Source organism: Pseudobacteriovorax antillogorgiicola, from assembly GCF_900177345.1.
Lineage (GTDB): Bacteria > Bdellovibrionota_B > Oligoflexia > Oligoflexales > Oligoflexaceae > Pseudobacteriovorax > Pseudobacteriovorax antillogorgiicola.
On record NZ_FWZT01000012.1, the window covers coordinates 49,312 to 60,020 of the forward strand.

General features: G+C 46.0%; 10 protein-coding genes and 1 riboswitch. Of the genes, 3 read left to right on the forward strand and 7 right to left on the reverse strand.

The window, feature by feature from the left end:
• Position 1: 1 nt before the first annotated feature.
• The 7 genes from B9N89_RS16160 to B9N89_RS16190 form a co-directional block, all read right to left on the reverse strand.
• Positions 2-2,977 carry a hypothetical protein gene (locus tag B9N89_RS16160; protein ID WP_132320366.1) on the reverse strand — a complete coding sequence of 992 codons (2,976 nt, stop codon included), beginning with the start codon at positions 2,975-2,977 and terminating at the stop codon, positions 2-4.
• Between the two features lie 16 nt (positions 2,978-2,993).
• Positions 2,994-4,154: a hypothetical protein gene (locus B9N89_RS16165; protein WP_132320368.1), complete on the reverse strand. Its 1,161-nt coding sequence runs from the start codon at positions 4,152-4,154 to the stop codon at positions 2,994-2,996.
• Position 4,155: 1 nt separating this feature from the next.
• A complete protein-coding gene (locus tag B9N89_RS16170) occupies positions 4,156-4,506 on the reverse strand; it encodes a hypothetical protein (protein WP_132320370.1) in 351 nt (116 codons plus the stop codon).
• 49 nt (positions 4,507-4,555) lie between these two features.
• Complete coding sequence (locus B9N89_RS16175) at positions 4,556-5,857, reverse strand: hypothetical protein (protein ID WP_132320372.1); 1,302 nt, start codon at positions 5,855-5,857, stop codon at positions 4,556-4,558.
• 104 nt (positions 5,858-5,961) lie between these two features.
• Complete coding sequence (locus B9N89_RS16180; RefSeq protein WP_132320374.1) at positions 5,962-6,384, reverse strand: hypothetical protein; 423 nt, start codon at positions 6,382-6,384, stop codon at positions 5,962-5,964.
• Positions 6,381-6,806 (reverse strand): hypothetical protein, encoded by a 426-nt coding sequence (locus B9N89_RS16185; protein ID WP_132320376.1) that lies wholly within the window; start codon positions 6,804-6,806, stop codon positions 6,381-6,383. Before B9N89_RS16185 ends, B9N89_RS16180 begins: the two co-directional genes overlap by 4 nt.
• A 267-nt stretch (positions 6,807-7,073) precedes the next feature.
• Positions 7,074-7,943 (reverse strand): alpha/beta hydrolase, encoded by an 870-nt coding sequence (locus B9N89_RS16190; protein ID WP_165931713.1) that lies wholly within the window; start codon positions 7,941-7,943, stop codon positions 7,074-7,076.
• 151 nt (positions 7,944-8,094) lie between these two features.
• Positions 8,095-8,292, forward strand: a riboswitch (cobalamin riboswitch).
• A 100-nt stretch (positions 8,293-8,392) separates the two neighbouring features.
• On the opposite strand from B9N89_RS16190, the gene B9N89_RS16195 reads away from it, so the two are divergent.
• Genes B9N89_RS16195 through B9N89_RS16205 form a run of 3 tightly spaced genes read left to right on the forward strand, consistent with a single transcriptional unit; the run spans position 8,393 to position 10,705 of the window.
• Positions 8,393-9,571: a CbiX/SirB N-terminal domain-containing protein gene (locus B9N89_RS16195; protein WP_132320380.1), complete on the forward strand. Its 1,179-nt coding sequence runs from the start codon at positions 8,393-8,395 to the stop codon at positions 9,569-9,571.
• A gap of 9 nt (positions 9,572-9,580) precedes the next feature.
• Positions 9,581-9,955, forward strand: coding sequence for a DUF3209 family protein (locus B9N89_RS16200; protein WP_132320382.1), 375 nt, complete (start codon positions 9,581-9,583; stop codon positions 9,953-9,955).
• Positions 9,956-9,988: 33 nt separating this feature from the next.
• Positions 9,989-10,705 carry an FAD-dependent oxidoreductase gene (locus tag B9N89_RS16205; protein WP_159455418.1) on the forward strand — a complete coding sequence of 239 codons (717 nt, stop codon included), beginning with the start codon at positions 9,989-9,991 and terminating at the stop codon, positions 10,703-10,705.
• Positions 10,706-10,709: the final 4 nt, after the last annotated feature.

Here is a 10,709-nt window from a genome sequence, read left to right on the forward strand (position 1 = left end):
ATCACTCCACCATTTCAAAATCGCTTGCACGGTAAACCCGTGGCAACGACAGGGTACGGGTTTCAGATCTCTTGATTTGAAACTCTGTTTGAATTTCAAAATCTCGTATCGTTCCCCCAATATCAGATGTTGCTTTCAAGCCATACAGAAGATGCAAGGGCAAACAGTCCATCTCCTCGGCAAAGCTATCAAATACTGCGCTAAACCCGCCTGCAACGTGATCACCTCGACAGATTAATTGCTCAGTCACCTCACGGATAAGTTGATCTGGAATTTTTGGTTCTCGCGATGAAAAGTCTATCTTTGATTGAAATACCTTTCTAAACAATCGATCATAGCTTTGACCAAGCTCCGTTAGCATACTCCGACCCACTTCAATCCTGAGACGATTAATATCATCCTGCTCAAGACTCAGCGATGAGTCTTCAAGGCTAAACTGAAAAACATCGAACACATCATCTTTTGAGCGAGACAAATTAGCTCTGATCGAAATAAAGAAAAAGTCCAGATCGAACTTCCACCAAAGATGATCAAATAATCTCTTGACGTTCAACGACGCCTGATAATCGACCTCTCCTGAGACAGCATAGTGGTGGTCAATCCTTGGCATTAGCAGAGCTGTAAGGGCTTCACGATCTTCACCCAAGGCGCAAGACATAGGTAAACCTAAATGAGCTTGGACGTTCAACATGTGATATCTTTGAGATCCAAACTGCATATCATAGTCGATGGCGATACTTTCCAGATGATCCTTAATTCCCAGATGTACCTCTTGGCCAGACAAAGGTACCACATGCCACTGAAACCAGGGGTTCCTTGACCGATAGTGTTCTAAGTGTGACTCGAAGTCTTGAACGATATGGAAGTTAATCTCACGACCCCTGAGCTGATGATAGGTTCTCTCAAGCGTATGAATTTCACTTTCCACAACCGAGCTTAGGTCTTGCCACTCCTTAAATGATTCTTCGGTGTCGAGGTTTTGAATTTGATCCATTCGACTCAATTGCCATTGATGCTTTCGCAGCTGCAGTTGCCGAAAGTCACCACAAAGGTCCATATTGAGGTGTGAAACGGTGTCGTGAATGACAAGAGTTCCATGATTTGGGGGTGTGATATAGGCAGTCTGGCAATCGCTATCAAAGTAAATCACATCATCGGAATCTGGGTTTTGATCGATGGAACCACAATCCCGCCTTAAGCTCGGCGCTGACTTCATACTAGTATTTATCTTTAGGCTATCCAAGTGCTCTAGTTCAGAGAATCCTATGCGCCTGAGTCTGCGGTGGGTTCTGAAGTCTTCTTTTACAAGGCCCTCACCGCCTCCTGAATGAGGATTGCTTGAGATTAAATCATCCTCATCCCCGGCCTTCTCACCCTGCTCGTCACTATCATTCAGTTTCGATCGCGGTTTAAGATGCAGACCCACCAAGGACTGCTTTTTCGGGTAAACATCTAGCAACTGGTACTCAAAAATCCTTTGCCGCCCATCTCGTGGGGCATATGCCAAGGTTAAACCTTCAGAGTTTGCATTCAGGGCCTCAGTTTGCCAGTAGCTACCAATACAAGGAGCTGAAGACTCCCAGAAACATCCGTTGAAGTAGTATTCGGGAGAGACACTTGAGTCTACTAGGTCTTCCGTGGGATAAGATTCGCTCTTTGCCACCAAAGCGCGCAATGCAGCTTCCTTGACAGCACGGCGTTCTAGCAAACCAAAGGCGTCATCTTCGTCTTCCACTGAGAAGCTGTACTCTAGGTCGATTGCATGATCCACATTGATATCCCAGATCAAAGTTGCCAGTGAGGACAAGCCAATATTTTTGAACTTCCCCCTGATATCAGCATGCATGGTAAGCCGAGCATTCACCGCTCTTGATGCTAGGCTGCTATAGTTGGCTAGCAGGTTCAAGCCTGGCTTATAATCTTCGTGACAGGCTTCTTCAAGACTCAAGGCCTGATAGATGGTCCATGTGTTGCTATCAGCTTCGAGGGATAATAGAGGTTCATCCCCGACCCCAAGTTCAAAGGACTCAATTTCCAGAGGGCGCCACTCAATAGACAAATCTGGATTCAACTCCTTGTAATCTGACGTTGCGTGCTGACGAGAAACTTTCAAGGTATAAGCTTGCTGAATTGATGGCTGCTTTGCTAAGTGCTCCATTTCCTTGAGCACCTGCCCCATGTAAGCAGCATTATCGAACATAGAAGCATCGGAGCTTAGCTGCTTTACTTGATTCCGCAACTCGTCCCACTGAGTACATTCTTCAGGCCTTTCATGACCTTGACTTTCAAGGGACATCTCTAGTGTCGGAATCACGAATGCGTACTGACACGCCCTGCTGAACTTCAGTCCGGGAGATCGCTCTGGGTGCTCGATGGCATAGCCACACAGATCTTTATAGGCTGCTTTTTCTTCCTCTTGAACTGCCATTGGCCTGGCTCGTTGCCAGCGGCCGTCCTTGTGAACAGAATATAAATCGTTGAGCCCTCCCCCTCGCTTTAGCACTAGTTCCTGCCGCCCATCGCCATTGACATCGAAGAGATGCATTTGGTCTCTTTTTATTTGCGCTGCGAGACCCAGACTTTGGTGATCAATGATCTCGGGATTCCGCCCCCCTTGGCTAAGTAGGAGCAGAATGCGTCCCCCCTCTAAGGGCACCATTAGGTCGGTTGTGGTATCGCGATCGAGGTGACCATCCAAAATCCGGATATCGAGTGGAGTCCAGGACCTCTTATAGTAGTAAGATCTCATCCTTTCGTAGGTGAAGCTACGATTCTTCTCTCGAATCAGGAAAGACCTTGGCTTTGACATCAAAAGAGTCGAGCCTCCCCAATAGTAGATCGGTTGCTTCTCTCGTATCAGATAATCTTTATACTCCGAGCTTTGGTAGACTAACACCTCCCAACTGGAGAAAGGACTCTGCCGTTCATAAATATTAGCCTCCCCTCGCAGAGGCGTAGCGAGAAGAACAACTAACATGCCGAGCAAAAAGTGATTACTCGCTATTCTGTGTAAATACAACATAATGCTCTCGATCGTGAACTTGGTTTTCGTCGCCATATTCTTTAAACGTCAGGTTTTGCAGATACTCAAGATCATTTGCTGCAATACCAATAGACAGCAGACTTTGGATCGCGCTCAGCAATCCTAGGGTTTGACCGCAGCGTCCACCACAGACTTCCTGTGACATCAAACTATCCAGTGCCCGCCCGACTTGGCTCCGTGCGCCGAGCAGTTGCGCCAAATCTTCAGTAGTGTCTGCATCAGGATTCGAGAATGATCGGTACCAACGCCCGTGTTCGATAACTCGCTTGCCTAGGCGTACCTTCGTTGCTTCTACCACAGACTGGATATAATCACGGTCGATGTGAGGGCCAGTCTCCAAAACTTCAAATTTAAATCGTTCGTGATCGCTATCGAAGGTCCATAAATGTCTAGCATGGAAGGTTATAAAGAAAATTTTAACTTGGACAACACTATCAATATACTTAAAAAGGTCTCGAATTCTCAATTCAGCGCGATAGCGAAGTGTCCGATGCACCGAATAATTGTAAGGGACTGTAACTCCTGCTACGTTAAGACTATCGAGGTCCAGCTGCTTAGAGTGAGAATCGTAGTGACCACATACCTCACCTAGGCTTAAGAAATAGTGCTGCCGATGTCCACCTCGAAAAACACTTGAGTAAGATGCTAGCTTGTCGTTCTCAAGTGGCTTGTTTTGCAAATCCAGTCTATGGACACTGTACCCCGGATTAGCCTGTTTAAAATCGCTTATCAACCGATCCCAACCGAGTTCTAAATTGACGTTTACTATCAAAGCCGGTGTTTCACGGGTTTTAGAATCGTTTTCTATGAGCCAAGAAACCTTGCTGAAGTCTAGTACGGATGTGCCCAATTGTAGCAACGCCTCCCTTAAGTTGCGAGAACGTTCTAGAACCTGGCATTGAGAGTTCAGTTCCACCATCGCTTGAGTACTTTCAATGCGCATTTTCCCATGACTCGGAGGAGCGACCCATGCGGTGCTACAATCTTTCGAAAAAAGGATTCGGGATTGGCGATCGACAGCTTTATGCGGGCAACTTAGCCCTTCATGAGGCGCTTTTGACCAACCGACTGTACTGAAAATCCATATTGCTAAAACTGATAGATAATTCATGTTAAGGCTCCGACATCTCGTTCATAAGAGCTTCGATATAGGAAAGCCTCAGTCTGGTTTGTAGCTTCAAAAGGGATTCCAACCTCTCTCGCTCTGCCTGAGGCAAGTCCTGCCTGTTTAGCTTTTCAACCAAGCCCTGCTCGATTGCCTGCTGATCAACTTTAGCAAGCTCTATAGATAAAGTTTGCAACGACGTTGAAGCACTGCGATCAATCTTTGTCGGTACCTCTGGAGAAAGCTTATTGGCCATAGATACTTCTCTACTTTCACGTTGAACTGATAGAAAATCACTATACTTGCCAATACCAAGTCCGCCCAAGAAGACGATCATCAATGTCACTGCATACTTCATAGCTACCCTTCAGTAGAGCCCTAGTCCAATGTTCTAGGGCTCTTGAAATCTATTTAAGCTGAAATGTCATCGTACTTTCACGATTGATATACTGACCCAATTCGATGGATTCTGTCAGCTCTCCAGAAACATCAAAGGTGATCTTCTGCGAGACACTCACAAAGTCAATCAGTCCTAGGACACTCGACACCAGCTCTCCTTTTTGGCAAGAAGAGACATCATCATCGCCGCAGAACCGATCACTTACAGCTTCCTTCAGAGATTCCAAGGCCTCTCTGCGGTCTTCATCATCTGAAGGATTGTCTGGCTCTAGGTCTTTGTTTATAGCGATATCCTGACAAATCAATTTCTTCTGCGGGAAGGCGTCAAGATTCTTGCTACAATCAAACTCATCAGCCATGCGAGACATGAAGTTCGCTTTAACTTCAAGCATGATATCAACATACGTTTTTGGGTTGTCGCCTCCAATAATAATACTACTGTCGGGATTATGGCCCAAGACTTCAAACGAAAAATGCTCAGACTTATGACTGTTGATCAGCAGGTCCTCATGCTTACCTTTCCAAAAAGCGACTTCAGCTTCCAAGTCAAATTCCATCCGTTGGATAAATTCTTTCTTTTTGAAGCTAGCTGTCCAACCCAGTGGAGTGAAAACCTTCGTTGTTAGAACGACGTTAGGAGCAATCTTGGCAAAATAGTCTTTTTCGGAGAGCCCGTCCCGTAGATTGCCTTGATCATCGAATGACGAGCAAAGCTCTCTCAAGTTGAGTTGGAGATGTACACTGGCACTACCGTTAAATGGAATCTTGTGCTCCTGAAGCGATGTAGCAGCGACACGAGACAAGGCCTGACTAGACACCGATAGCTGACCATCAGATATGCTTGCACTTTGTACTCTAAAGCCCGGGTTTTCGTCCGCAATTCTATCGAGAAGCTTGTTCCAGTCATATTTCAGGATAAAGCCTAGATCAACTGCTGGTTCTTCGCCCAAGATAGATAGCCGTTCGATTTGCCTCTCAATGGTAGCAATCTTTTCGCTATCAAAATCTCCCTCTAAAATCAAGTCAGTTAGCCTTTGGTTTAGGCTATCAATCAGGGTATCATGACGATCCAATCGAGAGCATTGACTCATCTTGCCGATATGAGGGAAAAAACCTGTAAGCTCTGCAACACCAAGTTCAGGTGGACCAGCAAAGACAGTCTCGCAATCCTCAGTAAAATAGACAGCTCCCATATTTTCGACCGCTCGAAACCCTGGGCATGACTGCCCTAAAGTTGGTGTTTGTGAGCTAGCAGCCGCACCAGAAGCCCACAACCCTAAACCTAGTCCAATTCCGAAAAGCACCTTCATCCTATAACCCTCCGTATCCCGTTAAGGTTCCTATAGTTAACGAATACCTGTCGCCAAAAGGCTCGATACTCGCATCGCCGACCGTCCTAGTCTTTAGCTCTTTATCAGGGTTCTACTTTTCCAAACGAAACACCTTCTACTTCAGCCCAAGTGTTACTTTCACTGCAGCTATATTCGCTGATCTGTAGACGAACCTTCTCTCTATGAAACATTGCTGACAGCAGCATGGGAACAAGTTGCTCTCTTTTTGATTCATCCACTGTCAGCAGATAAGAGTTCCTTGCATTGCTACGATAGCAACTGCGATGAAGCTTACGATCAACCTTCCTTACCTGGACTACGATGTAGCCAGGGCTTGACTCGATCCAAGCATCCTTTATTTTCGGATCACGGTACTTCGATAACTGAAGCGACTTTTTCATCTCGACCCCTACGATCAATGACTTATCGGTCCAGATCGATTGACCGAACGCTGTTAACGAACCAATTGACAAGGCCAGTGCCAAGAATCCATTAAATCCTGTCATCGTTCTTCCTCCAATGACTGAGAACTCAAACGAACACCTGTAACACGCGCAACTTTCCTTCCTGCTACAGACGCTGGAGCACAGAGATCTATATCAGACGTTTCAAGCTGAACGGGAACTTTCAAGTTGTGACTACTAAATAGCAAACTAAACAGATGGTTGCGAAAAGGTGCAGGAGCGTCCAACAAATACACACCATCACGGTGGGTTAGATCGCATGACTTATTAAGCCTCGTATCGCTACCATCAGTATAGAGAAACATTCCATAGGTAGGCAGATAGGCTTCTGATTTAGAGTTTAGTGCGATATCCACGCGACCCAGAACAATCGAGTCGATGAGCAAATCTTTTGTCCAGTAGGTTCTTGCCATGACAGGCTCAACGGAAGCAAGAGTCAGCAAGACAAGCATAAGTAATTTCATAAGGACCTCCACAGTATAGATCTACTGAACAGTCAATTTAAGGAACTGAATTTCTCTAGCCTTGTGACATCGCGTCAGCATAATTGCAAATAAATTTCTGCAGCCTCGTTCGCAATTAAAGTAAAAGGCCGTTTACAATTGCATTGTACTCGGCGTCGAATGCTTGGTTTTACTGGATTTTTTGGATATGAATCCCTGGGGGGACGGGCTATATCGTAGGTTTGTAAAAGTTTTTCGAGCTTCGGTTCGATGCAGGAATCGTTCGCTTTACATTCCGCTTTTCGGCCATTGGCTGAGGTAGTCTATGAGTCTTGAGCGTACGGGGCTATCAGGAACAAAGGCCTCGGTGTGGCCAGCTTCCGGCATAGGCCATATCTCCTTCTCCGCCATAGTCAGGCGATCAAAAATTTCTTGGCCAAACTTGAAAGGCACAACAGGATCTGATTCACCATGGATCACCAGGGTTGGCACTTCAATTTCATGGATCGTATGAATTGCAGCCCAATCATCATTCACTAATAGTGATAATGGATACTGAAAAGGCCAAGTAAGGAAGAAACTTGCCAGTTTATCTCGGGCCATATCTCTATATGAAGCAAAGGTACTTTCTAGCACTAGATTCTGGATGCAATGACTCTCAACACTCGTAATACTTGGCATTGCAACCGCCCCACCCAAGCTCTGGCCAATGACCGTAAGAGGACTACGAGCATTCTTGCATAGCCAGCGAATCATGGCCTGCCCGTCTTTAACTAGACCAGCAGGACTCGGGTGACCAGACGATTGACCATACCCACGATAATCAAACGTTACAACTCGATAGCCAAACTCTATGAGCCACACTACAAAGAACATATGAGAGGACATATTTTGCGCGTTGCCGTGGAAGTGAAGGATGGTCCCCCTATAGGAATCGGGTTGGGGAGCAAAGTCCCAGTAGTGAATCTGTTCTCCATCATCAGTTTTAATAAACCCTGACTCAAATTTCAAAGGTGATGTTTCAGGATTGAAGTAGACATGATTATCTGGATAATAGAATAGATGATTGCAGCCCATCAGCATCGCCCCCAAGAAAAAGAAAATTATCTTTTTAGTCGTCGATCCTAGGGGCCTTTCAAGTGATTGAACCCCAATCATACATCTCTTGTTAGATCTCATACTCACCCTAAGACAAATTAATAAAGCTTCATATTTTGTGACAGTTGCTGGCCCCTCTGCCTACTTTGGTGCTAGGAGCCTTTGGGAATTTTCGTTGACACCCTATGGTTTCCGTGCTTTAACCGCGAAGCAATATAAAGGCACTTTAGGTTCTTGTTGTAAAGACATAATAGGGAAGTCGGTGTAAGTCCGGCGCGGTCCCGCCACTGTAACGAACAAGGCGCTTGTTTTCTGCCACTGGGTTTCATCCTGGGAAGGCCTCAAGCACCAACGAGTATAGCATTCGAGAGTTCGAAGCCAGGAGACCTGCCTAAAGCTGCTGCTAGACAATTCGGTCTAGCTTACCAAACAATTCCTCGGGGTATGGGAGCCGTTTGGATGGCAGAGCTATATACATATACGACCCCATTGCGCATATGGGGTCACAATTGAATCACGCAGTCCTTCTCATTGGTCATGGCAGTCGCAATTCTGACGCGAATCGAGAGTTTGAACAACTCGTGGAGCAGGTGCGCCTTCGCTTTGAAGGTGAGCTTCCTATATTCCACGGCTATGTAGAGCTCGCAGCCCCGTCGTTTGTCAAAGCATTATCTGACCTAAGTATGCAGTACGACAAGATCACAGTAGTGCCGATTAGCCTATTTATGGCAGGCCATGTAAAGAACGACATTCCTTTGGCCATTGCCAAACTAGTTAGCTTGAACCCGAAAACTAAATATATCGTCACACCTGCACTTGGGGTCGAGCAGGAGATGGTCAACCTTTTCTACGATCGGGTGACTGAGGCTATTCAAAAGGATGATGCGGATGCAGCTGTGATTGTCGTGGGGCGTGGTTCTAGTGATCCAGACGCCAACAGCAACTTTTTCAAGCTGGTGAGATTGATTGGTGAAGGAGCGAAGCTCTATCGGGTATTCCCTTGCTTCGTGGGCATCACATCTCCTCGTCTGGCTGAGACTCTGGACTACGTTGCTCGAATGAGGCCGCGACGAGTCTTCGTGATTCCCTATTTCCTGTTTACGGGAGTCCTTATGAATCGCATCGATGCTATGATTCGGGAGGTACAAGAGAAGTCTCCTTGGATTAAGGTTTCGATGCTGTCCTATATCGGAGTCGATCGACATCTTGTGGACCTTGTTGAGAGGCGAGTACGAGAAGCTGATGAACAACGCCCGAACCTAGATTGTGTCACCTGTCACTATCGAGCGCCGCTCGGCAAATTGAGTGAGCAAGTGGGTGGATTAAAGTCTCTGCTTTGGTCTTTAAGGCACACGATCACCCACAATCAAGCCATGCCCCATAGCCATGCACACACACCGATGAAAAAGCATGTGCTGGTGTGCACCAATAATGATTGTGCTGACAAGGGCGCTTTGCGAGTGCTCCGACGCCTGCAAAGAACACTTAAAGATAAAAAAGTCTTCAAAGACTATAAAGTCACGCGGACCTCCTGTATGGGGCGCTGCGGAGAGGGACCAACAGTGGCTGTCTATCCCGACGGAATTTGGTATCGCGAGCTAGACGAGGCAAGTGCTGAACGACTTGTTTGCGAGCATCTACTCAATGATCAACTTGTCGCTGAAAAAGTCGACAATATTATGCAATAGGAGAAGCAAATGGCTTGTCATGAAATCGCTGCCCTCAGGCTGGGGATGATGAATGTTATTGGAATCGACAACGAGGCCGAAAAACAGCATGAACTTGAAGAACTAGGGCCTATAGGTCTCGATCACGGGCCCCTAAAATCCCTCACTGAAGCTGCGACCATGGGCGAGTTGCAACAATACTTTGAGAGCAGCTTAACTCTGCTAGAAGAAAAGGTGTCTCAGATGAGTGCCAACGACAAGAAACTGCCCTATTACCGATCTTTGCTGGTAATGACCAAAAAGGTCGAGCTGGATTTAAGAAATCAAATGGAAAGCGTCAAGCGACTATATGAAGACCTGGAAGAGATGCATGACTTCATGCACGAAATTTATCCAGCGAACTAGTAGTTGGCTTAAAACCTTATTAGGAGAAAACTGGTGGCAAAATCTAAATCTGCACTTGTTACGAATACAGTAAAAATAAACGATCGCTGTCAACTAGTAAACCTCAGGCTCAATAACGAAACTGAGTTTTCCTATGCAGGGGGCAAGTACATCATCGTTAATTCAGGTATCGAGATTGCTCCTGAAAAGACTGCGAAACGAGCCTACTCAATCATAAAGAAAGAGGGAGATAACGTTCTCCTCTCAGCCCTTCAGCTCAAAGATGGAGTTGGCTCTCAGTTTATTAATAAGCTAGTGGTCGGCGACGAGGTTCCTTTCTCAGGACCATGGGGCAAACTAACTTTACAGAAGGATCATAGTCACCACCAAATTATTGCGACTGACACCGGCATCTCTGCAGCACTGGGGCTCGTTACCAGCAATGAGATTCAACCTTACCTTAGTAAGAGCAAGCTTTTCTGGTTCAGGCCCGAAACAAATCAGTTTTTAAGCGATAACTTTGTCCTTGAAACTCTACCAGAAGGGCTAGGTGACGTGACGATCCAGTCGATTGCTGAAATCAATGATGAAGAGCGGCAGGGTCAAGCACAAGAGATTGCCAATCATATCCATAGGGAAGCAGGTACTCACTACTATCTAGTTGGCGATGGCCATATGGTTTTGACTATTAAAGATAAACTTATCTCATTGGGCGTCACAGAAGAGCAGATCAGTATGGAAATATTTTTCAATAAACCAGCAAAGCCTTAGGTTT

Bases quoted from the DNA above. Each gene is read 5' to 3' on its own strand.
- B9N89_RS16160 (WP_132320366.1), bottom strand. From the start codon at position 2,977: ATGTTAGTTGTTCTTCTCGCTACGCCTCTGCGAGGGGAGGCTAATATT.
- B9N89_RS16165 (WP_132320368.1), bottom strand. From the start codon at position 4,154: ATGAATTATCTATCAGTTTTAGCAATATGGATTTTCAGTACAGTCGGT.
- B9N89_RS16170 (WP_132320370.1), bottom strand. From the start codon at position 4,506: ATGAAGTATGCAGTGACATTGATGATCGTCTTCTTGGGCGGACTTGGT.
- B9N89_RS16175 (WP_132320372.1), bottom strand. From the start codon at position 5,857: ATGAAGGTGCTTTTCGGAATTGGACTAGGTTTAGGGTTGTGGGCTTCT.
- B9N89_RS16180 (WP_132320374.1), bottom strand. From the start codon at position 6,384: ATGACAGGATTTAATGGATTCTTGGCACTGGCCTTGTCAATTGGTTCG.
- B9N89_RS16185 (WP_132320376.1), bottom strand. From the start codon at position 6,806: ATGAAATTACTTATGCTTGTCTTGCTGACTCTTGCTTCCGTTGAGCCT.
- B9N89_RS16190 (WP_165931713.1), bottom strand. From the start codon at position 7,943: ATGATTGGGGTTCAATCACTTGAAAGGCCCCTAGGATCGACGACTAAA.
- B9N89_RS16200 (WP_132320382.1), top strand. From the start codon at position 9,581: ATGGCTTGTCATGAAATCGCTGCCCTCAGGCTGGGGATGATGAATGTT.